A 25,795-nucleotide genomic window follows, 5' to 3' on the forward strand; every position below is an offset into this window, starting at 1 on the left:
TGCTCTCATTGGCCGGCTGGCGACTTTGTGGTTGGGGTCGCCAGCGAGTTGTTAACCCCGTAAGCGGGGGGGCGGGCCGTCGAGCTACTGTTCGCGCTATTCGGCTGGCCCCAGGTCGGCTGGCCCGAGGTCGGCGACCCGGCGCCGCTGTCCGTGTTGGTGGCACCAGGCGTGCCGTAGCCACTCGTTGCAGCGGCCGGCGACTGTGTGCTCGGAGTCGCCAGCGTGTTGTTGCTTTGTGCATATACGCCGCCCGACAGCGTGAGTGCGGCGACGGCCGCGATCAATGTGCTGCTTGCCTTGTTCATGACACGCTTCTCCTTGGTTGGACTGCGATTTCGACGCAAACGATGCTTTCGTACCGTTTCCGTCGCGGTCCCGTAATGCCAAGTTTAGGAAAGCGGTGGCTGATAGTTACGCGCATTATTCACAATGGTGAATATCGATTTTCGGCGCTAACCGGGTAACCTGACGCGCGCTGGTCCCCAATCTGAGGCTATCAGTCACCGCGCGCAAGACTGCCACTGCGGCCGCCATTATTTCTCTTCCCGCATCGATGGCGTAAACGTGATTCCGACCAGCAATCCTTCCGGCCCGATGAAGCGACTGACCGTCTGGCCCCACGGCTCATTCCGGTTCCTGACCAGCATCCGATACCCTTGCGATTCAAGTTCCGCCGTTGCCGCCTGGACGTCGTCGACATCAAACTCGATCCAGGCTTGCGGGATGGGTACGTCGCGAGGCCACGAATCCGTGCCGAAGCACGACTGGGAGGCGTGGGAGAGCGGCCACAAGGCGAAAGAGTTTGCGCCGTTCAGACCCTCCGTATGGAGATAGCCGCCGTTCTCTTCCTTGAAGGGGATACCGAAGGCCCGACCGTAGAGATCGCGGCTTGCCTGGGCATCAATCACAATCGGGCCAAAACCTGCGATGAACAAGGCCGTGGCTTTTGGGATCTTTTCCATGGCTTCTCCTTTGCCGCGAAAGAGCGGCGCGATGAAGAGCGAACATGTTCGCCCACGCCCATCGAACTGATCTGGCGGCGAGTTTTCCGGTACCGCAGGGCATGGCATGGTTGAGTGTAGGCTTGTTTCGGGGGGCCGGCGATGCATCGCCCGGCGCCGTGGCGCGTGCGTCGACGCGAAACGGCGTTGGCACGCTTTACCGTCGCTTTGCAAGAATTGCAGAAATGCGCGCGGGTCCGATGCCCGGCCATCAAGCCTTGGCGTTGATGCCGTCTTGCGCGTTGTCCTCGCCGCCTCGTTCAAGCGTGCTGCGATATGCGCGCGACTGCATCTCGGCAAGCCGGCTCAGCGTACGCGACAGATCATGCGCGCCTTCGAGACCGATCAACGCGGTCTCGATCGGCTGATCGGAGGCGATGAAGAGCGCACGCTTGCGGTCGTAGAAGATGTCGATGAGCCAGACGAGTCGCTGCAGCGTATGCGGCTGCCTCAGCGCTTCCGTATGCAGACGATCGACGATCAAGCCTTGCCATTGCTCGGCGAGATCGAGGTAGTCGAGGTGCGAGCGGCTTGCGACGCACAACTGCTCGAAGTCCGCCCACAGCAGCGCGCGGCCGGCTGCCCGCGCTTCGAGCGGCCGGCCCGCCGCGCTCATCCTGACCGGCTCGATCGCAGCGTCGCGTTCATGGCCCGTGAAGATATCGCGCAACGCGGCCTCGCTCGATGCGTCGAGCGGCGCGAAAAAGCGCGGCACCTCGGCCGCTTCGCCGCCGAAGCGGTAATCGCGCACGCCGTCGAAATGGATCACCGTGAAGCCGCGTTTGATCTGCGCGATGGTCGGCAGAAAGCGCTCGTGAAACTCGGGGTCGGGCAACAGATCGTCCGGTGCGTAGTTCGACGTCAGCACGATACGCGTGCCCAGCTTGATCGCGGTGTCGAGAAAGCGGCCCATCAGGAACGCGTCGGCGATATCGTGCACATGGAATTCGTCGAAGCACAGCAGCTCGATACCGTCGAGCCATTGCCGCGACACGTCGCCGAGCCGGTCGTCGCCGCGCGGCGCGTGCACGAGCCGGCGGTTCATTTCGCGCAGGAACTCGTGGAAATGCAGGCGCCGTTTGCGGCATGGCGCAAGCTCGAACAGCGTATCGACGACGAGGCTCTTACCGCGGCCCGGCAGTCCGTGACAGTAGACGCCTTGCGGCCCGAACGCGGCGGTGGACCATGCCTGCCGCGCGCGCTGCTGCGCGCCGACCAACCCGACGAGCGCGCCGATGGCCTCGCGCTGCCGTGCATCGGCAGAGATGCCGCGCGCGGTCAGTGCGCGCGCGATGCGGGTTTCGTCAAGCATGGGCAGGAGCGTGCATGCCTGATGACGCGAATGATGCGACTTGCGCGAATGACGCAGTGTGGGCCGCCGCGAAAACGGCGAGGACGTGTGTGAGCATGAGATAACGGCCGACGTGATGGCCTGCGGCGAAGCAGACCCAATGAGCGCGTGCACGGAGCGCGCGCCATTTTACCAGCCACGTTCTGCGTCGAACGTTGGCGCGCACAGGCGTCGTCGAGCCGCTACCGCGTCATTTGTCGTGATGCCCCGGCAGCACGGCACCGAGCACCTGCTTCGCCGTTTCGACCACCACGTTGCCCTGATCGGGGTCGCCCTTCATCAACGTCTCGGCGAACGCTTTGGCCTGCGCGAGCGTGACATGAGGCGGCAGCGGCGGCACGTTCGGATCGGCCTTCACCTCGATCACGACCGGACGATTCGACGCGAGCGCGTCGTCCCAGGCGGTGGCCATCTGATCGGGATTGTCGACATAGATGCCCTTCAGACCGATCAGTTCCGCGAAGCGGTGATACGGCACGGACGGAATGCTCTGCGAGGCCTCGAACTTCGGATCGCCTTCCATCACGCGCTGCTCCCATGTGACCTGATTCAGGTCGCCATTGTTGAGCACCATGCAGATCCAGCGCGGATCGCTCCAGCCTTGCCAGTACTTCGCAACCGTGATCAGCTCCGCCATGTTGTTCATCTGCATCGCGCCGTCACCGACGAGCGCAATCACGGGCCGCTCGGGGTACGCGAACTTCGCGGCGATCGCATAGGGCACGGCCGCGCCCATCGACGCGAGCCCGCCCGACAGCGAGCACATCATGCCGCGCTGCACTTGCAGATCGCGTGCGTACCAGTTCGCGACCGAGCCCGAATCGCTGGTGACGATCGCGTTCGAGGGAATGCGCTTCGACAGCTCCCATACCGAGAGCTGCGGATTCAGGCCATCTTTCGCGGGTTCGTGCGCACGTTTCTCCAGCGTCTTCCACCAGTCGGACACCCAGCCTTCGATGCGCTCGCGCCACAGCCGATCCTTCTTTTCCTCGAGCAGCGGCAGCAGCGCGCGCAGCGTCTCGGCGCTATCGCCGACGAGGTTCACTTCCATCGGATAACGCAGGCTCAGCATGTCGGCCTTGATGTCGATCTGCACGCCGCGCGCGTCGCCTTCCTTCGGCAGAAATTCCGAGTAGGGGAAGCCCGAGCCGATCATCAGCAACGTATCGCAATGGGTCATCATGTCGTAGCTCGGCTTCGTGCCGAGCAGGCCGATCGAACCGGTCACCCACGGCAGATCGTCGGGCAGCGCGGCCTTGCCGAGCAGCGCCTTGGCGACGCCGGCGCCGAGCTTCTCGGCGATCGCGATCACTTCGTCGGTCGCGTGCAGCGCGCCCGCGCCGACCAGGATCGCGACCTTGCGGCCCGCGTTCAGCACGTCGGCGGCCTGGCGCAATTGCTCGTCGGTCGGCACGACGCGCGGGCGCGCGTAACCGATGCCCGAATGCAGCGTGCCGTGCTTGCGCCCCGGCGGCTCGTAGGAAATGTCCTGCAGATCGTTCGGCAGTATCAGCGCCGTGACCGCGCGCTCGGCGAGCGCGATGCGCACCGCGCGATCGACCAGATGACGGACCTGCGCGGGCATCGTCGCAAAGCCGACGAACGAGCCGGCCACGTCCTTGAACATCGCGGGCAGATCGAGCTCCTGCTGATAGTGTCCGCCGATCGCCGCGCGTGCCTGCTGACCAGTGATCGCGAGCACCGGCATGTGATCCATGCGCGCGTCGTACAGCCCCGTCAGCAGATGCGATGCGCCTGGTCCCGAGGTGGCGATGCACACGCCCAACTCGCCGGTGAATTTCGCATGTGCGGAGGCCATGAACGCGGCCATTTCTTCGTGACGGACCTGAATGAATTCGATCGGGCCCGGCTGATCCGTGCTCTTGTGGCGTTTCTTCACTTCGCTCTGCGCGCGGTTCAACGCGCCGAACACGCCGTTGATGCCGTCGCCCGGATAGCCGTAGATTCGCCGCACACCCCATGCGTGCAGCCGCCCGATGATGAAATCGCCGACGGTTTCAGCCATGATCCTCGCTCCTCGATAGCCAGTCGATGCCGCCCTGCGAAACGGGCGGCCGTCGTCGGTATCGGCGAGCAAGGGTTGTTCCTTGCGACTGGCTTGCTACCCGGTCTTGATCCTCGGCTGCGGCGCGTCGAGCGGTTCGTGGCCGAAGCGCTCGTATTGCGATATCACCTGCGCGCCGAACAGCAGCAAGGTGGCGAGCCATTCGAAGCTGAGCAGGATCACGATCGCCATCGTCAGCGAACCATAGACGACGCTGACCTGCGACAGCGTGGCGAAATACCAGACCAGCACGTGCCGCGTGATCTCCCACAACGCGCCGGCCACCACGCCGCCGATCAGCGCGTGTTTGAGCGACGGCCGTCCGACCGGCATCACCAGATACACCGAGGTCAGCACGAAGATTTCGCCGGCGAGCCCGAACAGATACAGCATCACTCGCGAGAAGCCCTGCAACGACACGTGCAGGCCGAACAGTCTCAGTCCTTCTGCGCCGATCGTGTCGAGCGCGCTCGACACGAACGTGACGATCAGCAGCCCCACGCCGAGAAACAGGATGTAGCAGTACGGCAGCAGCGCCGAGATCAGGAAGTGGCGCCGCTTCACGACGACCCGATGCACGAAGATCAGCGACATCGCGTTTTCGAGCACGGTGAACGCGAGCGAGCTGAAGAAGATCATCGTCAGCAGCAGCACCCAGCCGATTACCGCGCGATGCAGCAGGAAGTTCGACAGCTCACGCACGAGCGCGGCCGATTGTCCGGGCACGAGCCAGCGCAGCAGATGCGCAAGCGCGTCGAGCACCAGCTGCTGCGGCACCACGCGCGACAACACGATGACGATCAGGATCAGCAGCGGCACGATGGACAGCAACGCGTAGTACGCGACCGCGCCCGCGAGCAGCAGCCCCTGGTTCGCGCGAAACGCTTTCAGCGTTTGCAGCAGGAAGCGCCAGGGATGTCTGGCGATATACAGCGCTTGCTGGTCGAGCAGGATCGGCATGAGGCCTCGCGGTGCGCGCCGGGCACTGCCGGATGGCAGCCGCTCTCGACACGCCTGTGTGCTTTATATACCGTAAGCAGAAACGGGGCCATCAATGGTGCGGCATATAGTTTGCTTGGCCGCGTTCGCAAGGTCGCGTTCCCTTGCCGAGGACAGCCGATGGATCAGCCGCCGCGTCAGACCGACACCGCGCCGCAAGCCAACGATCTGGTGATCGCGCGGCCGGAGGGACTGTATTGCCCGCCCGGCGATTTTTACATCGATCCGTGGCGGCCGGTCGAACGCGCGGTGATCACACACGCGCATTCCGACCACGCGCGTTTCGGTCATCAGCGCTACCTGGCCACGCGCGCGGGCGCGAGCGTGCTGCTATCGCGGCTGCCCGGCATCGCGCTGCACACGCTCGACTACGGCGAGCCGCTGACGATTGGCGCGGCGCGCGTGTCGCTGCATCCGGCCGGGCACGTGCTCGGCTCGGCGCAGGTGCGCATCGAACACGCGGGCCGCGTGTGGGTCGCATCGGGCGACTACAAGCTCGAAGCCGATCCGACCTGCGCCGCGTTCGAACCGGTGCGCTGCGATACGTTCATCACCGAATCGACGTTCGGTCTGCCGATCTATCGCTGGGATACGCCGCAAAGCGTGTTCGATTCGATCGATTCATGGTGGCGTCACAACGCCTCCGAAGGGCGCGCGTCGGTGCTGTTCTGCTATTCATTCGGCAAGGCGCAACGCGTGCTCGCGAGTGTCGATGCGGCGATCGGGCCGATCTTCTGCCACGGCGCGCTCGAGCCGCTCAATCGCGCGTATCGCGACGCGGGCGTGCGTCTGCCGGCGCTCGGTCTGGTCGGCGAGATTGCCGCGAAAGACAAGGGCGTATTCAAACAGGCGCTGATCGTCGCGCCGCCGTCCGCGCAGAGCAGCGCGTGGCTCAAGCGCTTCGGCGACTACAGCGATGCGTTCGCGTCGGGCTGGATGCGCCTGCGCGGCGCGCGTCGCCGGCGCGGCGTCGATCGTGGCTTCGTGCTGTCGGATCACGCGGACTGGCCGGGTTTGCAAACGGCGATACGCGAGAGCGGCGCCTCCCGCGTGATCGTCACGCATGGCTCGATCGAACCGATGGTGCGCTGGCTCAACGAGCAGGGCCTGCACGCCAGCGCGTTCGAAACGCAATACGGCGACGATACCGTCGAAGCCGATGCGGCCGGCGCCGACGAAGCGCCGGCGGCGAGCGAATCATGACGGGCACCGTATGAAACGCTTCGCGGCTCTTTACACCGCGCTCGATGCGACCACGTCGACGCACGACAAGCTCGCGGCGCTGACCAGTTATTTCTCGGTGGCCGACCCCGAAGACGCGGCATGGGCGTCGTATTTCCTCGCGGGCGGCAAGCCGCGTCAACTCGTGCCGACGCGTTTGCTGACCGAAATCGCGCGCGAGCGCGCCGGCTTGCCCGAGTGGCTGTTCGAGGAGTCGTATCACGCGGTGGGCGATCTGGCCGAGACCATCGCGCATATCCTGCCGCCCGCGTCGCGCAACTCCGAGCTGGGTCTCACGCAATGGATCGAGCAACGCATGCTGCCGTTGCGCGGCCTGCCGCCCGACGAGTTGCGCAGGCGTCTGCTCAGCTACTGGGACGAACTCGACTGGGGCGGTCGTTTCCTGCTGACCAAGCTGATCGGCGGCGGCTTTCGTGTCGGCGTCGCGCGGCAACTGGTGGTGCGTGCGCTCGCCGAAGTGGCCGGCGTCGATCACAAGCGGATCGCGCAACGAATGGTCGGCTGGACCGATTCGCAACAGAAGCCCGATGCGGCGCGCTATCTGCGTCTGATCGCGCCGCAGATCGACGACGATACGCAAGCGCACGCGCCTGAACACGATAGCGACCTCGGCCTGCCATATCCGTTCTTTCTCGCGCATCCCTTGCAGACCGATCCGGCGACGCTCGGCGATCCCGCGCACTGGCTGATCGAGTGGAAGTGGGACGGCATACGCGCGCAACTCGTCAAACGCGGCGGCCGCGTGTGGTTGTGGTCGCGCGGCGAGGATCTGATTACCGATCGTTTTCCCGAAGTCGCGGCATTGGGCGAGTCATTACCCGATGGCTACGTGATCGATGGCGAGATTCTCGCGTGGGAGCCCGGCGCGGCAGCGCCATTGCCGTTCGCGCGGCTGCAACCGCGCATCGCGCGCAAGACGCTGACGCGCAAGATACTCGCGGATTCGCCCGCCGCGCTGCTCGCATACGATCTGCTCGAAGCAAACGGACGGGACCAGCGCATGAACCCGCTCGCTGAACGGCGTGCACGCCTCGATGCGCTGGCCAGCTCCGTCGATGGCACGCTCGCGCGTGGTCTGCTGCGCGTATCGCCGCTCGTCCTTGCAGCGGACTGGGCCGCGCTCGCGGCGTTGCGCGACGAGAGCCGCGCGCGCGGCGTCGAAGGTTTGATGCTCAAGGAGCGCGAGTCGATGTACGGCGTTGGTCGTACCAAGGCGTCGGGCACGTGGTGGAAATGGAAGATCGAGCCTTATGCGGTGGACGCCGTACTTATTTACGCGCAGCGCGGTCATGGCCGTCGCGCGAGTCTTTACACGGACTACACGTTCGCGGTGTGGGACGAGGCCGACGGCGTGCGCACGTTGGTGCCGTTCGCGAAGGCCTATTCAGGGCTCACAGATGAAGAGATGCGTCGGGTCGATGCGATCGTGCGCAAGACCACCGTCGATAAATTCGGCCCCGTGCGCAGCGTGACGCCGACGCTCGTGTTCGAGATCGGCTTCGAAGGGATACAAGCGAGTTCGCGTCACAAGTCCGGCGTGGCCGTGCGTTTTCCGCGCATGCTGCGCTGGCGCACGGACAAACACATCGACGACGCAGATACGCTCGCGATGCTGAAAGGGTTTATCGATAATCGTGCGGGATAACCCGCAGAGCACAAACCCCTAACATGTCGAGCATTTTTTTATCGGCATCGTCGCTTATTCTTTTGATAAGACCGCGTCATCGATTCGCGCCATAAGTGCGATTGCGGCTTGCATTGCGTGGACCCCTCAATCCGTTGAAATACCGATATCGTGCGACGCCTCTGAACGAGACGGATCGCACAAGGACAGTGCGTCGATCGATGTTGCGCAGCGCGCACATCGCAGGCGCCGTCATTCAAACGCCGTGATGAATGGGCACGCTGAATCCCGCATTCCAGGTGATTGCAACGTCGGAATGCGCGACCAGGCGTGCTGGCCGCGGCATCGTCCGAGCGAAGCGGAAATAACAAAAAACCGGTCGTAGTCCGGCAGACGCAACGGGATCGAATCTTGCACGTGTGGCGCGGATGCCCTTCAGGGCCAATGTAAAAGGGCGAGAAAAAATGACTGTGTTCAACGACAACGTGGACAGCAGCGACGACGTGCTCGTATGGCGACCAATCCGCTATGCGATGGCCGCGCATCGTCGTGTGCTGGTAGTCGACGATTACCGGGAAGCGGCCGATGCGCTGCAAATGCTATTGACGGCCGACGGCTTCGAATGCCGCGCGCTCGACGATCCGTTTGCCGTGTGCGAGACCGCGCGCGAATGGCAGCCGTTCGCGGTGGTGCTCGACATCAAGATGCCTGGACTCGACGGGCTCGAACTCGCGCGGCGGCTGCGCGCGCATCCGCAGACTTCACACATGCTGCTGGTCGCATGTACCGCGTTTGCGTCGCGCGACGATCGCGCGCTCGCGAAGGCCGCCGGCTTCGACGCGCATTGCGCCAAACCGTTGACACCCGAGCGTCTGCTGCGCGTGCTCGAATCGGCGGCGGCGTTGCATGCGGCGGAGCCATCATCTGAATCACGTTGTTAGCGAAAACTCACTGACAGTTCTGTTATTTCTGCACGGTCGTCGCCAGAAAATCGCACTCGTCGCTCTGCGAATCTGTTTGTCATCAATCTGCCATCTGTCCGCCACCGTTCTGTCCAACGCAGTTTCTTAAGCCATGCGTGCCCCTGCGCTGCCCGGCGCGCAGGAGTTTCCTCTCGCTATTGCATTCAGGCCCACTCGTTGCTGAAAGACCGATGACGCGGCGCGTTCGTGCGCGCCGCCCATGGTCATTCGCACCGAGGGAGATCCGACATGAGCGACACGCAACGTCCGGCACCGCCGTTTCCTGAACAGCAGCAGGACCAGAGGCCCGGCCGCACGGCCGACATGAACCCGCAACCGGATCACGGCGAGAAAACCTATGAAGGTTCGGGGCGTCTCGCAGGCAAGGCGGCGATCGTGACCGGCGGCGACAGCGGCATCGGCCGCGCGGTCGCGATCGCGTTCGCGCGCGAAGGTGCGGATGTGCTGATCGCCTATCTCGACGAAGACGACGATGCGCGCGAGACCGCGCGCTGGGTCGAGGACGCGGGTCGCAAGGCGGTGCTGGTCGGCGGCGATATCCGCGATCGCACGCATTGCGATGCGATCGTCGACAAGGCGATCGAGGCATTCGGCCGGCTCGACGTGGTGGTCAACAACGCCGCGTATCAGATGAGCTATCCGTCGCTCGATGCGATCAGCGACGAAGAATGGGACAAGACCTTCGATACCAACATCGGCGCGATGTTCAGAATCACGCGCGCGGCGGTGCGCCATATGAAGCCGGGCGGCGCGATCATCAATACTTCGTCGATCAATGCCGATCATCCGAATCCTGGTCTGATCGCGTATGCGACCACCAAGGGCGCGATCCAGAACTTCACCGGTGGCCTCGCGCAATTGCTCGCGGAAAAGGGCATTCGCGCGAACTGCGTGGCGCCGGGACCGATCTGGACGCCGTTGATTCCATCGACGATGCCGGCCGACAAGGTCGAGCAGTTCGGCAAGCAGGTTCCGATGAAGCGCCCCGGCCAACCGGCCGAACTGGCCGCCGCGTACGTGATGCTCGCGTCGGATGAAGCGAGCTACATCTCGGGCGCGACGATTGCGGTAACCGGCGGCGCGCCCATTATTTAGGTTGTCGAACTGATGGCGGCATGGCCGCCTGCGCTCACGTACGAGGTTCGCGCAGTGGATTTTCATAACGTCTTAAGGGAGAGTGCCATGAAGATCGATGTATCCGTCAACCTGGGTGCCGCGCTCGTTTCAGGCTGCCTCGCGCTAGGCTTTGCGCAGGCGGGCTTCGCGCAGACCGGTACCAATCCGTCCATGCAAAACGGCAAGTCTGCCGCGCAACCCGGCGCAAGCCTGGAAGAATCGCGCACGCCGGACACGACCAGCGCGAACAACGCGAACGGCAATGTCGGCGAATCGGGGGGCGCCACCAATGGCGTCGCCGGCGGCGGCAATGGGAAAACCACCAACAGGCGCTTCAAAGGCGCGACGCCGCCGCGCGCGGGTAGTGGGGCGGGGCAATAAGCGATCCGTCGAGCGCGTCGGCCTGCCTCGCGACGCGCCGGACGCCGCGGCGGCATCGCGCTCGCGCGCTGTCGCCGCTTTGCATTGGTTTGAATTGCGTTGAGTTCCGTCGCGCGCCGCACTGCTTGCGCGATGCCTTGTGAGGAGGAAATCCGATGGCTACCCCCGATGCTGAAACCGCCCGGGCCGACGCGCCCGCGTCGCATGCATTGACGTTCGAGATCAACGGCGAGACGCGGCGCTTCGACGTCGAAGCGTGGACCTCGCTGCTCGATCTGCTGCGCGAGCATGCGCACCTGAGCGGCACCAAGAAGGGCTGCGATCACGGTCAATGCGGCGCTTGTACGGCGATCGTCAATGGCCAGCGGATCAATACCTGCCTCGCGCTCGCGGTCGTGTACGACAGCGCATCGATCACGACGATCGAAGGTCTCGCGAACGGCGACACGTTGCATCCGCTGCAGCAGGCGTTCATCGATCACGACGCGTTCCAGTGCGGCTACTGTACGCCCGGACAAATCTGCTCGGCGCACGCGATGCTCGAAGAAGGACATGCGCGCTGCGCGGACGATGTGCGCGAGCAGATGAGCGGCAATCTGTGCCGCTGCGGCGCGTATCCGAACATCGTCGCGGCGATTCTCGACGCTGCGCATTTCGGTGACGATGACGCAAGGCAAGACAGTGCGGTCGCGAATAAATCTGGAGCGCGGCCATGAACCGCTTCTCGTACACGCGCGCCGATGCGGTGCAGGATGCGCTCGAACGGCATCGTTCGGACAGGGGCGCCGCGTTCATCGCGGGCGGCACGAATCTGGTCGACCTGCTGCGCGAAGACGTGGCGCGCCCGGCTTTGCTCGTCGACATCAACCGTTTGCCGCTCAGGCAGATCGAAGCGTCGGCGCAGGGCGGCCTGAAGATCGGCGCGCTCGTAACCAATAGCGCGCTCGCGTATGACGATACCGTCGCGACACGCTACCCGCTGCTCGCGAAAGCGATCCTGGCGGGCGCGTCGCCGCAGATTCGCAACGTCGCGACGGTCGGCGGCAATCTGCTGCAACGCACGCGCTGCTACTACTTCTACGACGTGGGCACGCCGTGCAACAAGCGCGAACCCGGCAGCGGCTGTCCGGCGCTGCATGGCGTGAACCGCATTCACGCGATCCTCGGTGCGAGCGAGCACTGCATCGCCGTGCATCCGTCCGATATGTGCGTCGCGTTGGCGGCGCTCGGCGCCACCGTGCATCTGATCGGCAACGACGGCGCACGCACGCTGCCGTTCGCGGATTTTCACCGGCTGCCCGGCGATACGCCGCAGATCGACACCAACCTGCGCGACGACGAACTCGTGACCGCGATCGAACTGCCGCCGCAAGGCTTTGCCGCGCATCACGCGTACGTGAAGGTGCGCGACCGCGCATCGTATGCGTTCGCGCTGGTGTCGGCCGCGGTCGGTGTCGAGCTCGATGACGAGTCGCGGATCGTCGACGCGCGTTGCGCGCTCGGCGGGGTCGCGCACAAGCCGTGGCGCGATCCCGCCGCCGAAGCCGCACTGCGCGGCGCGACGCCGAACGCGCGAACGTTGCGCGACTTTGCGGCGACGCTGCTGCGCGGTGCGCGCGCTCAGCGCGACAACGCGTTCAAGATCGAACTCGCGGCGCGCGTGATCGTGCGCGCCTTCGGCGAGGCCACACAACGTTCGTTCGAGGAGGCCGCGCGATGAACCGTGCCGAAACCTTGCCGTCGACAGGCAGCCCGAAGCCTGCCATCGGCGTGCCGCATTCGCGTGTGGACGGGCCCGTCAAAGTGACCGGCGCCGCGCAATATGCCGCTGAGTTCTGCGTCGAAGGGCTCGTGTATGGCGTCGTCGTGTCGGGCACGATCGCGACGGGCAAGATCGTGTCGATCGATACCTCGGCTGCCGAGGCGCTGTCCGGCGTGCTGCTCGTGCTCACGCATCGCAAGCGCCCGGCGCTGCCGTCGGACGTCGACGCGTTCAAGGACATGATTGCGCCCGGGGGCACGCCATTGAGGCCGCTTTGGGACGAGCGCGTGTGGTACAGCGGGCAGCCGGTCGCGCTGGTGGTCGCGCAATCGCTGGAACTGGCGCGCTACGCGGCGTCGCTGGTGCAGGTGCGTTACGAGGCCGGCTCGCACCAGACCGATATCGAAGCAGCGTTGACGAGCGCCGTGCCGCCGTCGGCCGAGAAGGGCGGCTTCGATCCGCCTCCGCCCGAGCGTGGCGACCCACGCAAGGCGTTGGCCGATGCAAAGGCGCGCGTGGACGCGTTCTACACGACACCACCGGAGTATCACAATCCGATGGAAATGCACGGATGCACCGTGGTGCCCGATGCGCAAGGACGCTTGACCGTCTATGAAAAGACTCAGGGCGTCGTCAATACGAAGGGCTATCTGACGCGTGTGTTCGGTTTGAAAGACGACGAAGTGCAGGTGGTGTCGCCGTTTGTCGGCGGCGCGTTCGGCTCCGGCTTGCGGCCGCAATATCATCTGGCGCTCGCGGTAATGGCCGCGCGCGAACTGAAGAAACCCGTGCGCGTCACGCTGACCCGGCAGCAGATGTTCACCTTCGCGCATCGTCCGCAAACGGTGCAGCGCGTCGCGCTCGGCGCGTCGGCGGATGGCCGCCTGCAGGCGGTGATCCACGAGGCGGTGTCGGAAACCTCGCGCTACGAGGACTACTGCGACGTGGTGGTCAACTGGGCGGGGCAGCTGTATCGATGCGACAACGTGTCGATGGGCTACAGGGTCGCGAAGCTCGACGTGCCGACACCGGCCGACATGCGCGCGCCCGGCGCGACACAAGGGCTCTTTGCGCTCGAAGTCGCGTTGGACGAACTGGCCGAGGCATTGCGGATGGACCCGCTCGAATTGAGGCTCGTCAACTATGCGGAGCGTGACGCGAACAGGAATCTGCCGTTTTCGAGCAAGGCGCTGCGCGACTGCTATCGCGAAGGCGCGGCCCGCTTCGGCTGGGCGGGGCGGCCGCTCGAGGCGCGCGCACGCCGCGACGGCAACGAGTTGATCGGCTGGGGCATGGCGACCGGTGCGTGGGACGCGATGCAGAACGAAGCGGCCGCACGCGCGGTGTTGACGCCCGATGGCCGCGTCAGCGTGTCGAGTTCGACCGCCGATATCGGCACCGGAACCTACACCGCGATGACGCAGATCGCCGCCGATGCGCTCGGCGTGCCGCTCGGCGACGTCAGCTTCGAACTCGGCGACACCCGGCTGCCGAAGGCGCCGATCGAGGGCGGATCGTGGACGGTGTCGTCGGTGGGCAGCGCAGTCGATGCCGCGTGTACGCGCCTGCACAACCGTCTCGTTGAACTGGCGCGCGAACATGGTGGGGCACGGTTCGCGTCGGCGACTCGCGAACACGTGCGGCGCGAGCGTAACCGGCTCGTGTGCGGCCCACACGAGGACGACTCGATCGCGATTGCGACGCTGTTGCAGCGCGCCGGGCTGGACAAACTCGAAGAGCAGGCCAGCGTGAAGCCGCACGAAAAGCAGCAGGCGTATTCGATGGGCACGCATTCGGCGGTGTTCGCCGAAGTGCGCGTCGACGCAGCGCTCGGCACTGTGCGGGTGACGCGCGTGGTCAGCGCGGTCGCGGCGGGACGCATCGTCAATCCGAAGACGGCGGGCAATCAGATCGCGGGCGGCGTCGTGTGGGGCATCAGCATGGCGCTGCACGAGCACGGCCAGTTCGATCACGCGCTCGGGCGGCAGATGAATCACAACCTCGCCGAATATCACATGCCGGTGAATGCCGACATTCACGAGATCGACGTGCTGTTCGTCGACGAGCGCGATGACATCGTCAATCCGCTCGGCGTCAAAGGTGTCGGCGAAATCGGCGTGGTGGGCGTGGCCGCGGCAGTGTGCAACGCGATCTGGCATGCGACCGGCAAACGCATCCGCGATTTGCCCATTACGCCCGACAAGCTGCTCGGCTGACTACGCCCCTGAGCGCATGTGCATGGACGGCCCGTTGCCGCGTCGATCGATTCGACGCGGCAACGCCGCGCTCAATTCGCGTACTTGAACTCCGGCAACGCCTCGAGCGATTTCTTCGTCGCCTCGGGCAGCACGACGCGCCGGTTGTCGATCTGCAGATCGTTGAACGGCACGGCGACCAGATGCTTGCCCATGCCGAGAAAGCCGCCGACCGACAGGATCGCATACGTGGTGCGCTCGGTGCCCGGCGACACGATCAGATCATCGAGCGTGCCGATGTTGTCCTTGTTGCGGTTGTACACGTCCGCGCCCGACAGCTTCGACGCGCGATAGCCGCTCGCGAGCTGCACGACGTCCGTGCGTTTTTCGGTGATCGCCTGCGGCGCGCCTTGCGCGAACGCGCTGCCGCACGTGCCCAACGCGGAAATCAGCGTCATGGCGGCGAGAAGCGATGCGGAAGCGGCCAGCGGTGTGATCTGCGGGTTGCGCATCATCTGTGTTCTCCCGGTTTGGTGTCGTGGCGTTTCGACGGCGCGCAATGCGTGCGCCTTGCCGATATGCTGCAAATCTCATGCCGCGACTTTGAGCTGAGGGAAAGCGAGGCGGATCAGGCCCATAAGTTGCTACACGCACCGGCCCGCTGCTTGCGCGCGGTGCAATGTCCGGCGCGCGGGCCTCGAATGCCTACACTGGAACAATGAGCAGCAAAGAACACGTGGAAAGGCAGTTGAAAAAAACACCTGCATGACCCTGAGATACCAACCTCCTTGCAGCCACTGAGAACACCTATGTCATCCCCAGCCAGCTACTCGACGCGCATTGCCGAAGGCACGCCTTTTCCGCTCGGCGCGACATGGAACGGCAGTGGCGTCAACTTCGCGTTGTTCTCCGCGCACGCAACCAAAGTCGAACTGTGTCTGTTCGATGAAACTGGCCAACACGAACTCGAACGGATCGAGCTGCCCGAATACACCGACGAGGTATGGCATGTGTTCGTACCGAATCTGAAACCGGGTGCCGTCTATGGATATCGCGTGCATGGTCCCTACGAGCCCGAAAACGGGCATCGCTTCAATCCGAACAAGCTGCTGCTCGATCCCTATGCGAAGGCGCACATCGGCGAGCTTATATGGGCGCCGGAAATCTTCGGCTATACGCTCGGCTCGGAAGAGCTCGACCTGTCATTCGATGAACGCGATAGCGCACCTTTCGTGCCGAAGTGCAAGGTGGTCGACGCGAATTTTTCGTGGAGCCATCCGGAGCGCAACGCGCTGCCGTGGGAGCGCGTGATTCTCTACGAGACGCACGTGCGCGGCTACACGAAACGTCATCCGCGGGTGCCCGAGCGTCTGCGCGGCACGTTCGCGGGTCTGGCGCAGCAGCCGGTGCTCGACCATATCCGCAGCCTTGGCGTGACCTCGGTCGAGCTGATGCCGATCCAGACTTTCGTCAACGACAGCCATCTGCTCGACAAGGGTCTCACGAACTACTGGGGTTACAACACGATCGGCTTTTTCGCGGCCGATCCGCGCTTTTTCGCGTCATCGACCGAGTCGGTCGGCGAATTCAAGGAGATGGTCGACCGGTTTCACCAGGCCGATCTCGAAGTGATACTCGACGTCGTGTACAACCACACGGCCGAAGGCAACGAACGCGGCCCGACGGTCTCGTTCAAGGGCATCGACAACGCGTCGTACTACCGGCTGATGCCCGACGAGCCGCGCTACTACATCAACGACACCGGCACCGGCAATACGCTGAACCTGTCGCATCCGCGCGTGCTGCAGATGGTGACCGACAGCCTGCGCTACTGGGTCACCGAAATGAAAGTGGACGGCTTCCGCTTCGATCTCGCGACGATCCTCGGCCGCGAAGATCACGGCTTCGACGAGGGCGGCGGCTTTCTCGACAGCTGCCGCCAGGACCCGGTCCTCTCCAGCATCCGGCTGATCGCCGAGCCGTGGGATTGCGGCCCCGGCGGCTATCAGGTGGGCGGTTTTCCGCCGGGCTGGGCCGAATGGAACGATCGCTTCCGCGACACCGCGCGGGCGTACTGGAAGGGTGACGAGGGCACCGCCGCCGATCTCGCGACGCGCGTCACCGCGTCGGGCGACAAGTTCAATCATCGCGGCCGGCGGCCGTGGGCGAGCGTGAACTTCATCGCCGCGCACGACGGCTTCACGCTGAACGATCTGGTCTCGTACAACGACAAGCACAACGAGGCAAACGGCGAGGACAACCGCGACGGCCATTCGGACAACAAGTCGTGGAACATGGGCGTCGAAGGACCGACCGACGACGCCGACATCCGCCAGCAACGCGAGCGCCAGAAGCGCAATCTGCTCGCGACGCTGCTGCTGTCGCAGGGCACGCCGATGATCCTCGCCGGCGACGAATTCGGCCGCACGCAGCAGGGCAACAACAACGCGTATTGCCAGGACAACGAGATCAGCTGGGTCGATTGGGATGCGATCGACGACGACGGCCGCGCGCTGACCGAGTTCGTGCGCAATCTGACCACGTTGCGCCACCGTTTGCCGGTGCTGCGGCGCGGCCGTTTTCTGACTGGCGAATACAACGAGACGCTCGACGTGACCGACACGCGCTGGCTATCGCCGGACGGCACCGACATCACGGGCGAGCAGTGGGCCGATCCGGCGATGCGCTGCTTCGGCCTCGTGATCGACGGACGTGCGCAGGCGAGCGGCATTCGCCGTCTCGCGTCCGACGCGACCTTGCTGCTGGTGCTGAACGCGTATCACGACGTCGTCAACTTCACGCTGCCCGACATTCCCGAGGGCGATTTTTGGACCTGCCTCGTCGACACCAACATGCCGGTGCGCGCCGAGCTGCCGCAATTCAGCGCGGGCGATGCCTACCAGGTGACCGGCCGCTCGCTGCTGGTGTTCGCGCTCGAAGCGCCGAGCCGCGCGACGCAGCGCGTGTTCGACCGCCTCGAAGAGCAGTTGACTTCCGACGAAGGCGACTCCGCGCCAGGCTAGTGCAGGCTGGCGAGCGACGCCAGCCCCGTTGCAAAAGCGGGCCGGAGCACAGGTACAAGGTTTGCTCGTTCTGTCGTTGACGATACGCACGCGTCTGCGACCTTCGCCACGGCAGGCGTGCGCACGCAAATGGCCAAGCTGGAGTGAACAAATGGAACAGGAACCGAGCGTCGACGAGCAGATCCGCACGCGCGCCTACTATCTGTGGGAGCAGGCGGCCGAGCCGAAGGGCACGCCCGAGCAATACTGGGAGCAGGCCCGCCGTGAGATCGAGAAGGAGGCACCACCGGTCGAGAGCGGGCCGGTGTCGGGCGATTCGATGAAATAGACATTGCTCAACGGTATTGAGTAATAAGACTCCGAGCCGGCGAACCGCGTGCGGCTCAGAGACCGTTTTTCCACGCCCGATTTTCGCTTCGCAACATGAACGACACACCCGAGCCGCGCGGCACGAGCGCCGCCGCGCGCATTCAGGCGGCCTCCACCGCATTCGGTATCGAGGGCCTCGTCACGTTCGGCGTCGGCGTGATCGCGGTCGCATGCCTGTACGTCGCGAGCGCGGTGATGATTCCGATCACGCTCGCGATCCTGTTGAGCTTTCTCGTCGCACCGCTCGCCGATGCGCTGTCCCGGCTCAAACTCGGCCATGTCGCGTCGGTGTGCGCGGCGGTCCTGATCTCGGTGTCGGTCATCGCGCTGCTGTGCGCGGTAATTGCCACACAGCTGACCGATCTCGCGGCCGGCATGCCGCGCTATCAGGCGACCATCCAGCACAAGATCGACACCGTGCACAGTCTGACGATCGGCAAGCTGAACCGTTTCGCGAGCGAGGCGGGGCAGGCATTGCAGCGCGCGACGATCGAGCCGCCGCAGCCGCGAGCGCCGAACGGCGCGGCGGCCGCGGCGAGTCCGCAGGCGTCGACGGCGGTGCCGGTGGAAGTGCGCGAGCCCGTGCCGACGCCGTTCGAGCTCGCGCGACGCGTGCTGTCGCCGGCCATCAGTCCGTTGGCAACCGCGTTCATCGTTTTCGTCGTCACGATCGTGATCCTGCTGCAACGCGACGACCTGCGCGATCGCGCGATCCGGCTGTTCGGCTCGCGCGACCTGCACCGCACGACCACGGTGATGGACGAGACCGCGCGGCGCCTGAGCCGCTACTTCGTGTCGCAACTCGGCGTCAACACCGGCGTCGGCGTCGTGATCGGGACGGGGCTGTTTCTGATCGGCGTGCCGAGCCCGATCCTGTGGGGCATTCTCGCGGCGCTGCTGCGGCTCGTGCCCTACGTCGGCATCTGGATCGCGGCGATACTGCCCACCGCGCTCGCCGCCGCGGTCAGTCCCGGCTGGGCGATGGCGATCTGGTCGCTGGTGCTGTTCGTGGTCGCGGAACTGGCGGTGGGGCAGGTGGTCGAGCCGCTGCTGTATGGGCGCAGCACCGGCCTGTCGCCGTTTTCGGTGGTGGTCGCGGCGATCTTCTGGAGCTGGATCTGGGGGCCGATCGGGCTGATCCTGTCGACACCATTGACGCTGTGTCTGCTGGTGCTCGGCCGGCACGTGCGGCGTCTCGAATTTCTCGACGTGCTGCTCGGCGATCAGCCCGCGCTGACGCCGGTCGAAAACTTCTATCAACGCGCGCTCGCCGGCGATCCGGATGACGCGATCGAGCAGGCCGAAGTGCTATTGCGCGACTGCTCGCTGTCGGCCTATTACGACGAAGTCGCGATCAAGGGCTTGCGGCTCGCGGCCAATGACGTGACGCGCGGCAGCGTGACCAGCGCGCAACTCGCGCGCATCGAGTCGACGACCAACGACCTGGTCGACGGCCTCGACGGCTACGAGGATCGCGAGCCCGCGCCGCTCGCGACGCAGGCGAACCGGGGCGCAGTGGGGCCGCTGGCACCTTCCGACGAAACGCAGGCCGCGCGGGCGATGCCACGATCGGTCGACGCCGCGGCCGTGTTCGCCTCGCATGCGCCGACGAGCCGCGTGTTGTGCCTGCCGGGCCGTGGCCCGCTCGATGCGCTCGCGACGATCATTCTGCTGCAGTTGCTCGGCAAGCACGGCTTCGCGGCGCGCTCGCTGCCGCACGAGGCGGTGTCGCGCGCGTCGATCGACAGCCTCGTGGCGGACGACGTGGGCATCGTCTGCCTTCTGTATCTGCAGATCGACGGCATTCCGTCGCATCTGCGCAATCTGATCCGGCGCATCCGCACGCGCTTGCCGAAGGTGGCGATCGTGGTCGGCCTTTGGACACCCGAGGATACGCAGCAGTGGAGCGCGGAACAGCAGGAATCGCTGGAAGCGGAGTGCGCCGTGACGTCGTTGCAGCAGATGCTGGCCGCGTGCGGTCGTCTCGATGCGACGCGAACGGCGATCGCGGAGCCGCAGTTCGAGGATGGCCGATAGGTGGTTTTCCTGAGCAATCGTTGCTGATGCGTCCCGGCATCGCGGCTTGTTATCCGCCTATTGACCGGCGGGCTTGTCGTGCCCGCCCTTTGACTTGTCCTGCTCCGGCTCGATCTTCGTGGTGCCGCCGGTCGAAGGCGGGTCGCTAGCCGGGAAGCTGTCTTCGACCTGCTTGTCGATCTGCTGCTCGCTCTTTTCCGAGTGCGGATGCTTTTCCTTGTTTGTCGTCATGGTGGCTCCTTGCTCCAGGTTGAACGTCAAGACATCGGATCGCACGGGTCCACGTGCGCATCGTCACGACGCCGCCGCTTCCGGCGCGCCGATGATCGCGAGCGCGTCGGCCCGCGACAGCCCGCCGCGCATCGCGTCGGAAAGCCGCGCGGTCAGCGCTTCGCGCTCGCAGGCGAACACCGCGTCGACGTGGCCGTCGCGCACGTACAGCGCGATGAACTGGTGATGATCGAAGTCGCCATCGACGACGATCTCATCCCACTCGCTCGCGTGGCCGAGGTATTCGAAGTTCTTGCCGTAATGATAGGTCCAGAAGAACGGCACGTCGGCATAGCGATTGCGCAAACCGCACATGTTCTGCGCGGCGATGCGCGCATGCTGCTGCGCGACGCGCCAATGCTCGATACGCACCGGCTCCTGGTTCTCATGCAGCGTGAACACGGCGATATCGCCGGCCGCATACAGACCGCACGCGGCGTTCATGCCGGCATTGACGACCACGCCGCCGTCCTTCTGCAACGGCAGTCCTTCGACAAACCCCGTAGCGGGCGCAACCCCCGTGCCCAGCAGCACGACATCGGCCGCGATGGCCTCGCCGCCGGCGAGCATCACCGTATGCACATTGCCTTCCTCGCCCTCGAGCGAGGCGACCTTGGCGTCGAGATAAAACTTCACGCCATTGCTTTCGTGCAGCGCGCGAAACATCTGGCCCGCGCGCTCGCCGAACTGCTTCGCGAACGGCACCTTGTCGCGCGAAATCACGGTGAGGGGCACGCCGTGCTTGCGCAACGCGGACGCGACTTCGAGGCCGATGAAGCTGCTGCCGAGAATCGCGACGCGGGTTTGCGATGCATCGTCGCCGAGCGCGTCGATCAACGCGGCGGCATCGTCGAGGTGTCGAAGCACATGCACGCCGCCGAGTTCGCAGCCGGGCATGTCGGGCACTTTCGGCACGCTGCCGGTCGCGAGCAGCGCGGTGTCGTATTTCAGCGGCTCGATGCTCTGCTCGCTACCACCCGCGCCGGCTTCGAAATGGATCGTGTGTGCAGGCACGTCGAGCCGCGCGACCTTCGCGACGATGCGCTCGATGCCGTGCGTGTGCAGCCAGTCGGGCGGCAGCAGCGGCGGCACGTCGGCGGGCGTCATTTCAAACGAGGGGACGAATTTGCTCAGCGAGGTGCGGTCGTAGGGCGCGTGCGCTTCGTCGCCGATCAGCGTGATGCGGCCCTCGAAGCCGAACTCGCGTAACGCGGCACAGGCAGCGGCGCCGGCCGCGCCCGCGCCGATTACCACGTAGTGCTTGACTTGCGCGGTGGCATCGGGCGGGGATGTGTGCGCCGCCGGCGCCGGCGCTGCGATTTTTTCCGCCGACACGAGCACGTCGTCGCCATCGAGCGTGACCGGGTAGCGATCGAGCGGCAGCAGCGCGGGCGGCTCGAGCACGTTGCCGGTCGCGACGTCGAACGTACCCTTGTGCCATGGGCAGATGATGCGGCCGTGGCACAGCGCGCCCTCTTCGAGCGGGCCCCCGGCATGCGGGCAATCAGGCGAGTAAGCCCGCACGGTGTCGCCATCGCGCACCAGCAGAATCGGCGTGCCGTCCACGATCACGCGCACCGCGCGGTCCGCTGGCAATTCCGGGAGCCGCGCGACGCGGCGGGCAGTCGTGGACATGGTGAGGCCTCGCGCAAGAAAGAGCTCGTGCAGCGCACGCAAACGCGTCGCGAGCGGTGACGGAAGTACGCTTGCCATCAAGCATCGATAAGGCAGCAATCGTCGTGCCCGGACGCGTCGGCGGAGTGATGCCGTGAAGCTGCTTGGGAAGATAGGCCGAGTTGCGGTAAATTTCGAGGCAGGGGAATTAGCGCGCGAACAGCGGCGTGCGAATTCACAGGCAATGCCTTCCCTGACCGTATGCAACTTTGATGGAGCAGGGACCGTGCAGCGTGCAGAACGTGTCGCAGTCGATGTGCCGATGCCGTCACGCAACTTCGCGGCGACGCAGCGCATGCTGCTGATCTTGCTGGCCGTGTCGATCGTGTTTCCGTTGGCCTGCCTCGTGGGCTACGGCTACTTCGACTACCAGCGCCGCGTCTCCGATGCGAACGATGCGCTCGACCGCCTCGCGCGCGTGGCGCAGGAGCAGGCCGTCAAGGTGCTGGATTTGAACCGGCAGATGGCCTCGCGCGTGATCGAGCTGCTCGGCAATTCCGACGACGCGCAGATCCGCGCGCGCGAGCGCGAATTGCACGAGCGTCTGCAGAGCATCGGCGGCGACTTTCCGCAGGTGGCGTCGATCTCGCTGCTCGGTGTGAACGGCCAGTTACTTGCGTCGAGCCTCGCGTATCCGGCGCCGGCAGTGACGAGCGGCTTGCGCGACGACTTTCTCGCCGCGAAGGCAATGCGTCCGCAGCCGTATTTCTCGCTGCCGATGTTCGGCGCGCTGTCGAAGGTCGACGTGTTCACGACCGCGATCGGCCGCTCGGGTACGGACGGTCAGTTTCTCGGCGTGGTCACGGTGGCGCTGCGCAGCGAATATTTTTCGCGCTTCTATCGCGAGCTGACCAACGGCGATCCGTCGCTCGCGCTCGCGCTGTACCGGCAGGACGGCAATCTGCTGGTGCGCTATCCGCCATGGCCGGCCGGCGCGCGGCCGTCGATGCACAGCGCGTTCATGTCCGCGTTGCGCGACAAACAGCTGTTCGGGCACGTGCATCTGAATTCGACCGTCGACGGTGTCGAGCGGCTGCTCGCGTTTCGCCGCGTCGGCGACTATCCGTTGTATGTGATGAGCGCGTACGCGATGTCATCGATCGTGGCGGCGTGGCGCACGCACTTTATGTTGATCGCGGCGCTGACGGCGGTGCCCTGCATCGCGATCTGGGGGCTCGTGCTGTATTCGCTGCGTCAGCTCGAGGCGGAGCGGCGCGCGTGGGAGCGGTGGCAGGGCGAGGTCGCGATGCGTCTGTCGGCCGAGGCGTCGAGCCGGCAACTGCAGCGCATGGGCGCGCTCGGCAATCTGGTCGCGAATGTCGCGCACGATTTCAACAACCTGCTGATGGTGGTGTCGGCGAACACCGAGCTCGCGCGCCTCAAGCATTACAACGATCTCGAGAAGGAAGTGCATGCGGTCGAGCGTGCCACCGCTACGGCCGAAGCGCTGACGCGGCGTCTCTTGAGCGTCGCGCGCAAGCAGCCGCTCAAGCAGGAGCCCGTCGAGCTTGCGCGCTGGCTGCCGGCCGCCGAGCCGCTGATCAACGCGGCGCTCGGCGACACGATCGAACTGGCGTTGCGCATGCCGGAGAACCTGTGGCAGGTGCTCGTCGATCCGACCGATCTCGAGTTCGCGATCGTGAACATCGCGATGAACGCGCGCGATGCGATGCCGCGCGGCGGGCGCTTCGTGATCCGCTGCCAGAACAATCGGCTGGTCAGCAGCGATACGCTGCTGCCGGACGGCGAGTACGTGCTGATCGCCTGTTCCGACGACGGCGAAGGGATGCCCGAATCGGTCGTGCGACGCGCGTTCGAGCCGCTGTTCACGACCAAGCTGCGCGGCTCGGGCACCGGCCTCGGGCTCGCCCAGGTACTGTCGATGTCCGAGCAGGCCGGAGGCACCGCGAAGATCGACAGCGTGCTGGGCAGCGGCACGACGGTGCGGATGTTTTTGCCGCGCTATCGTGAGGGCGCCGCGCTGGCCGGCGCCGATGCGCGCCAGCCGCTGCCGACCGCGGCCGGGGCCGTGCTGCTCGTCGAGGACAACGAGGACGTCGCGGCCGGCGTGACCGCGGTGCTCGAAACCTTCGGCTGCGAGGTGCATCACGAGCCGACCGCCGACCAGGCGTTCGACGTGCTGAACGCCGGCGAGCGCTTCGAACTCGTGCTGTCGGACATCCAGATGCCGGGCAAGCTGAACGGTATCGACCTGGCGGAGAAGATCCGCAGCGCGTGGCCGTCGCAGAAGATCGCGCTGATGACCGGTTACGCCGACGAGCTCGACCGCGCGCGTCGGCTCGGCATTGCGATACTCGCGAAGCCGTTCAATATCGACGAACTGCATGCGCTGGTGGCTTGCGGCACCTGAAGCCGCGGCACCGTTCGTCTATCGCGTCCATGGGCTTTTCCTGGCGTGCTGTGCTGCGGCACAGCCCTTGCTGAAAAGAGCGCGAGGTTTGCGCGTGCGGTCACCGCGCGCCCACTTCCTTTCGACACTCTCGACACCCAGGAGAATCGCCATGAAAATCAGAAACGCAGTGCTCGTTTCCACCTTGCTCGCGGCTTCGTCGCTCGCAATGGCGCAAGGCGCCGGCGGTGGCGCAGGCGGCGGCGGGGGGCCGGCCGGCAACGACCCGAACACCAACGCCGCGACCTCGACACGCGAGGGCGGCGATGCGGGCGCGACCGGGGAGACCACGCCTTCGACTCACCATCACATGAAGAAGCATTCGAAGTCGAAGAAGCCCATGACCGACTCGACGAATACGCCGGGCGCCGACGCGAGCAGCGATACGAAGGGGCAGTAAGCGCAGCGCAATAAGGCAGAAGGGCGGCTGGCGCCCCGCGTCGAACATCGTCTGGCGCGTCGGCTCCGGCAGTTTTTCTGTGCGCCGCAGTCCCCGCCAGAACCCGGCACTGTCGGCAACGGGGGTTTTATGAGATGGTGCCATGTTGCACAATCGTGCCTCGTCAATTGACTGTGAGGCACGATGACTTCACTTTTTCCCGCTCCTCACCTCGACGTCCGTGAAAGACGGCACGGACATTTCTTCTGGCAGAGCGTTCGCAAATCGATCTACCTTCACATTGAGTCGCCCCGCATGTTTGACGCGGACCGCTGGAATTACCGAATGATTAACACACGAGACGAGATTGAGCGCCGCCTGTCAGCTGTTGAAGGACTGCCGATAAGTGCGGTACATCATGCAGCAGGCACACTGACGATGCAGTTTGGCTCCCTAAGACCGGTAGCCAATTTCAAAGGTGCGATCAGGCACGTTGGGGAGTGGTCGTTACACGTCCAATGCAACTGGAAAATAGAACAGGCTGGCAGTGCGATTGCAACGCAAGATGATCTTTTCGGTCCCGATGAAAAGGCACACCGTTCGGCTCAGCGTATTGACGATTTGCTGGTCAAACAGGGCCCTGCCATTGTGAAAGGCGTATCGGGAAGCGAAGAAGGCGGTGCAGACATTTTACTGTCCGGTGGCTTGCGGCTTGTCATCAGCCCGAACAGTGCGCCTGACGAAGAAGACTGGCGCTTTTTTGACCCAACCTCCGATACGAAGCACTTTATCATCGAGGGCGGCAAGGTTGATCCCTGGTCTTTATCGTGACGAACGTCCCCAGGAAAAGGCAAATCTCGGCGTTGGATTACCTGCAAAGCCCGTAACAATCGCTGACCGTCAATTCGTAC

22 protein-coding genes are annotated in these 25,795 nt (G+C 64.9%); 14 read left to right on the forward strand and 8 right to left on the reverse strand.

Annotated features, from left to right (window positions below):
* Window positions 1–5: 5 nt before the first annotated feature.
* The 5 genes from OKW26_RS11855 to OKW26_RS11875 form a co-directional block, all read right to left on the reverse strand.
* Window positions 6–308, reverse strand: coding sequence for a hypothetical protein (locus tag OKW26_RS11855; protein ID WP_429353720.1), 303 nt, complete (start codon window positions 306–308; stop codon window positions 6–8).
* A 228-nt stretch (window positions 309–536) separates the two neighbouring features.
* Window positions 537–965, reverse strand: coding sequence for a VOC family protein (locus tag OKW26_RS11860; RefSeq protein WP_429353721.1), 429 nt, complete (start codon window positions 963–965; stop codon window positions 537–539).
* Between the two features lie 250 nt (window positions 966–1,215).
* Window positions 1,216–2,316, reverse strand: a complete 1,101-nt coding sequence (zapE, locus tag OKW26_RS11865) for a cell division protein ZapE (protein WP_429353722.1) — start codon at window positions 2,314–2,316, stop codon at window positions 1,216–1,218.
* 229 nt (window positions 2,317–2,545) lie between these two features.
* Window positions 2,546–4,381, reverse strand: a complete 1,836-nt coding sequence (locus OKW26_RS11870) for a thiamine pyrophosphate-requiring protein (protein WP_429353723.1) — start codon at window positions 4,379–4,381, stop codon at window positions 2,546–2,548.
* 96 nt (window positions 4,382–4,477) lie between these two features.
* Window positions 4,478–5,380 (reverse strand): YihY/virulence factor BrkB family protein, encoded by a 903-nt coding sequence (locus OKW26_RS11875; protein WP_090809917.1) that lies wholly within the window; start codon window positions 5,378–5,380, stop codon window positions 4,478–4,480.
* A gap of 159 nt (window positions 5,381–5,539) precedes the next feature.
* Between OKW26_RS11875 and OKW26_RS11880 the strand changes: the two genes are divergently transcribed.
* The 8 genes from OKW26_RS11880 to OKW26_RS11915 all read left to right on the forward strand — a co-directional run bounded on the left by OKW26_RS11880 (window position 5,540) and on the right by OKW26_RS11915 (window position 14,743).
* Window positions 5,540–6,622: a ligase-associated DNA damage response exonuclease gene (locus OKW26_RS11880; RefSeq protein WP_429353724.1), complete on the forward strand. Its 1,083-nt coding sequence runs from the start codon at window positions 5,540–5,542 to the stop codon at window positions 6,620–6,622.
* A gap of 10 nt (window positions 6,623–6,632) precedes the next feature.
* Complete coding sequence (locus OKW26_RS11885; protein ID WP_429353725.1) at window positions 6,633–8,306, forward strand: ATP-dependent DNA ligase; 1,674 nt, start codon at window positions 6,633–6,635, stop codon at window positions 8,304–8,306.
* A gap of 443 nt (window positions 8,307–8,749) precedes the next feature.
* Window positions 8,750–9,226, forward strand: a complete 477-nt coding sequence (locus OKW26_RS11890) for a response regulator (protein ID WP_184009928.1) — start codon at window positions 8,750–8,752, stop codon at window positions 9,224–9,226.
* A 270-nt stretch (window positions 9,227–9,496) separates the two neighbouring features.
* Window positions 9,497–10,363: a glucose 1-dehydrogenase gene (locus OKW26_RS11895; RefSeq protein WP_184062277.1), complete on the forward strand. Its 867-nt coding sequence runs from the start codon at window positions 9,497–9,499 to the stop codon at window positions 10,361–10,363.
* An 87-nt stretch (window positions 10,364–10,450) separates the two neighbouring features.
* Complete coding sequence (locus OKW26_RS11900) at window positions 10,451–10,765, forward strand: hypothetical protein (protein ID WP_429353726.1); 315 nt, start codon at window positions 10,451–10,453, stop codon at window positions 10,763–10,765.
* Between the two features lie 155 nt (window positions 10,766–10,920).
* Window positions 10,921–11,481 (forward strand): (2Fe-2S)-binding protein, encoded by a 561-nt coding sequence (locus OKW26_RS11905; RefSeq protein ID WP_429353727.1) that lies wholly within the window; start codon window positions 10,921–10,923, stop codon window positions 11,479–11,481.
* A complete protein-coding gene (locus tag OKW26_RS11910) occupies window positions 11,478–12,485 on the forward strand; it encodes an FAD binding domain-containing protein (protein WP_429353728.1) in 1,008 nt (335 codons plus the stop codon). Before OKW26_RS11905 ends, OKW26_RS11910 begins: the two co-directional genes overlap by 4 nt.
* Window positions 12,482–14,743 carry a xanthine dehydrogenase family protein molybdopterin-binding subunit gene (locus OKW26_RS11915; protein ID WP_429353729.1) on the forward strand — a complete coding sequence of 754 codons (2,262 nt, stop codon included), beginning with the start codon at window positions 12,482–12,484 and terminating at the stop codon, window positions 14,741–14,743. The genes OKW26_RS11910 and OKW26_RS11915 overlap by 4 nt, the downstream gene beginning before the upstream one ends.
* Before the next feature lie 71 nt (window positions 14,744–14,814).
* On the opposite strand, the gene OKW26_RS11920 is transcribed toward OKW26_RS11915, so the two are convergent.
* Window positions 14,815–15,237 (reverse strand): PRC-barrel domain-containing protein, encoded by a 423-nt coding sequence (locus tag OKW26_RS11920; protein WP_184060132.1) that lies wholly within the window; start codon window positions 15,235–15,237, stop codon window positions 14,815–14,817.
* Window positions 15,238–15,531: 294 nt separating this feature from the next.
* On the opposite strand from OKW26_RS11920, the gene glgX reads away from it, so the two are divergent.
* The 3 genes from glgX to OKW26_RS11935 all read left to right on the forward strand — a co-directional run bounded on the left by glgX (window position 15,532) and on the right by OKW26_RS11935 (window position 20,151).
* Window positions 15,532–17,745 (forward strand): glycogen debranching protein GlgX, encoded by a 2,214-nt coding sequence (glgX, locus tag OKW26_RS11925; RefSeq protein WP_429353730.1) that lies wholly within the window; start codon window positions 15,532–15,534, stop codon window positions 17,743–17,745.
* A gap of 151 nt (window positions 17,746–17,896) precedes the next feature.
* The gene (locus OKW26_RS11930) at window positions 17,897–18,073 is read left to right on the forward strand and encodes a DUF2934 domain-containing protein (RefSeq protein WP_184060136.1); all 177 of its coding nucleotides are present in this window, start codon (window positions 17,897–17,899) and stop codon (window positions 18,071–18,073) included.
* Window positions 18,074–18,168: 95 nt separating this feature from the next.
* The gene (locus tag OKW26_RS11935; protein ID WP_429353731.1) at window positions 18,169–20,151 is read left to right on the forward strand and encodes an AI-2E family transporter; all 1,983 of its coding nucleotides are present in this window, start codon (window positions 18,169–18,171) and stop codon (window positions 20,149–20,151) included.
* Window positions 20,152–20,208: 57 nt separating this feature from the next.
* On the opposite strand, the gene OKW26_RS11940 is transcribed toward OKW26_RS11935, so the two are convergent.
* Window positions 20,209–20,382 (reverse strand): hypothetical protein, encoded by a 174-nt coding sequence (locus tag OKW26_RS11940; protein WP_184035179.1) that lies wholly within the window; start codon window positions 20,380–20,382, stop codon window positions 20,209–20,211.
* 63 nt (window positions 20,383–20,445) lie between these two features.
* Window positions 20,446–22,056, reverse strand: a complete 1,611-nt coding sequence (locus OKW26_RS11945; protein ID WP_429353732.1) for an FAD-dependent oxidoreductase — start codon at window positions 22,054–22,056, stop codon at window positions 20,446–20,448.
* Window positions 22,057–22,321: 265 nt separating this feature from the next.
* On the opposite strand from OKW26_RS11945, the gene OKW26_RS11950 reads away from it, so the two are divergent.
* The 3 genes from OKW26_RS11950 (at window position 22,322) to OKW26_RS11960 (ending at window position 25,715) form a co-directional block, all read left to right on the forward strand.
* Window positions 22,322–24,466, forward strand: a complete 2,145-nt coding sequence (locus tag OKW26_RS11950; protein WP_429353733.1) for a response regulator — start codon at window positions 22,322–22,324, stop codon at window positions 24,464–24,466.
* A 151-nt stretch (window positions 24,467–24,617) separates the two neighbouring features.
* Window positions 24,618–24,905, forward strand: coding sequence for a hypothetical protein (locus tag OKW26_RS11955; RefSeq protein ID WP_429353734.1), 288 nt, complete (start codon window positions 24,618–24,620; stop codon window positions 24,903–24,905).
* Window positions 24,906–25,088: 183 nt separating this feature from the next.
* Window positions 25,089–25,715: a hypothetical protein gene (locus OKW26_RS11960; RefSeq protein WP_429353735.1), complete on the forward strand. Its 627-nt coding sequence runs from the start codon at window positions 25,089–25,091 to the stop codon at window positions 25,713–25,715.
* Window positions 25,716–25,795 lie beyond the last annotated feature (80 nt).

Origin of the sequence: Paraburkholderia sp. 32 (assembly GCF_050435345.1) — a bacterium.
In the GTDB taxonomy this organism is placed as follows: domain Bacteria; phylum Pseudomonadota; class Gammaproteobacteria; order Burkholderiales; family Burkholderiaceae; genus Paraburkholderia; species Paraburkholderia tuberum.

Excerpts from the sequence above, each read along its gene's own strand:
- OKW26_RS11855 (WP_429353720.1), bottom strand. The coding sequence starts at position 308 with ATGAACAAGGCAAGCAGCACATTGATCGCGGCCGTCGCCGCACTCACG.
- OKW26_RS11860 (WP_429353721.1), bottom strand. The coding sequence starts at position 965 with ATGGAAAAGATCCCAAAAGCCACGGCCTTGTTCATCGCAGGTTTTGGC.
- zapE (WP_429353722.1), bottom strand. The coding sequence starts at position 2,316 with ATGCTTGACGAAACCCGCATCGCGCGCGCACTGACCGCGCGCGGCATC.
- OKW26_RS11870 (WP_429353723.1), bottom strand. The coding sequence starts at position 4,381 with ATGGCTGAAACCGTCGGCGATTTCATCATCGGGCGGCTGCACGCATGG.
- OKW26_RS11875 (WP_090809917.1), bottom strand. The coding sequence starts at position 5,380 with ATGCCGATCCTGCTCGACCAGCAAGCGCTGTATATCGCCAGACATCCC.
- OKW26_RS11880 (WP_429353724.1), top strand. The coding sequence starts at position 5,540 with ATGGATCAGCCGCCGCGTCAGACCGACACCGCGCCGCAAGCCAACGAT.
- OKW26_RS11885 (WP_429353725.1), top strand. The coding sequence starts at position 6,633 with ATGAAACGCTTCGCGGCTCTTTACACCGCGCTCGATGCGACCACGTCG.
- OKW26_RS11890 (WP_184009928.1), top strand. The coding sequence starts at position 8,750 with ATGACTGTGTTCAACGACAACGTGGACAGCAGCGACGACGTGCTCGTA.
- OKW26_RS11895 (WP_184062277.1), top strand. The coding sequence starts at position 9,497 with ATGAGCGACACGCAACGTCCGGCACCGCCGTTTCCTGAACAGCAGCAG.
- OKW26_RS11900 (WP_429353726.1), top strand. The coding sequence starts at position 10,451 with ATGAAGATCGATGTATCCGTCAACCTGGGTGCCGCGCTCGTTTCAGGC.
- OKW26_RS11905 (WP_429353727.1), top strand. The coding sequence starts at position 10,921 with ATGGCTACCCCCGATGCTGAAACCGCCCGGGCCGACGCGCCCGCGTCG.
- OKW26_RS11910 (WP_429353728.1), top strand. The coding sequence starts at position 11,478 with ATGAACCGCTTCTCGTACACGCGCGCCGATGCGGTGCAGGATGCGCTC.
- OKW26_RS11915 (WP_429353729.1), top strand. The coding sequence starts at position 12,482 with ATGAACCGTGCCGAAACCTTGCCGTCGACAGGCAGCCCGAAGCCTGCC.
- OKW26_RS11920 (WP_184060132.1), bottom strand. The coding sequence starts at position 15,237 with ATGATGCGCAACCCGCAGATCACACCGCTGGCCGCTTCCGCATCGCTT.
- glgX (WP_429353730.1), top strand. The coding sequence starts at position 15,532 with ATGTCATCCCCAGCCAGCTACTCGACGCGCATTGCCGAAGGCACGCCT.
- OKW26_RS11930 (WP_184060136.1), top strand. The coding sequence starts at position 17,897 with ATGGAACAGGAACCGAGCGTCGACGAGCAGATCCGCACGCGCGCCTAC.
- OKW26_RS11935 (WP_429353731.1), top strand. The coding sequence starts at position 18,169 with ATGAACGACACACCCGAGCCGCGCGGCACGAGCGCCGCCGCGCGCATT.
- OKW26_RS11940 (WP_184035179.1), bottom strand. The coding sequence starts at position 20,382 with ATGACGACAAACAAGGAAAAGCATCCGCACTCGGAAAAGAGCGAGCAG.
- OKW26_RS11945 (WP_429353732.1), bottom strand. The coding sequence starts at position 22,056 with ATGTCCACGACTGCCCGCCGCGTCGCGCGGCTCCCGGAATTGCCAGCG.
- OKW26_RS11955 (WP_429353734.1), top strand. The coding sequence starts at position 24,618 with ATGAAAATCAGAAACGCAGTGCTCGTTTCCACCTTGCTCGCGGCTTCG.
- OKW26_RS11960 (WP_429353735.1), top strand. The coding sequence starts at position 25,089 with ATGACTTCACTTTTTCCCGCTCCTCACCTCGACGTCCGTGAAAGACGG.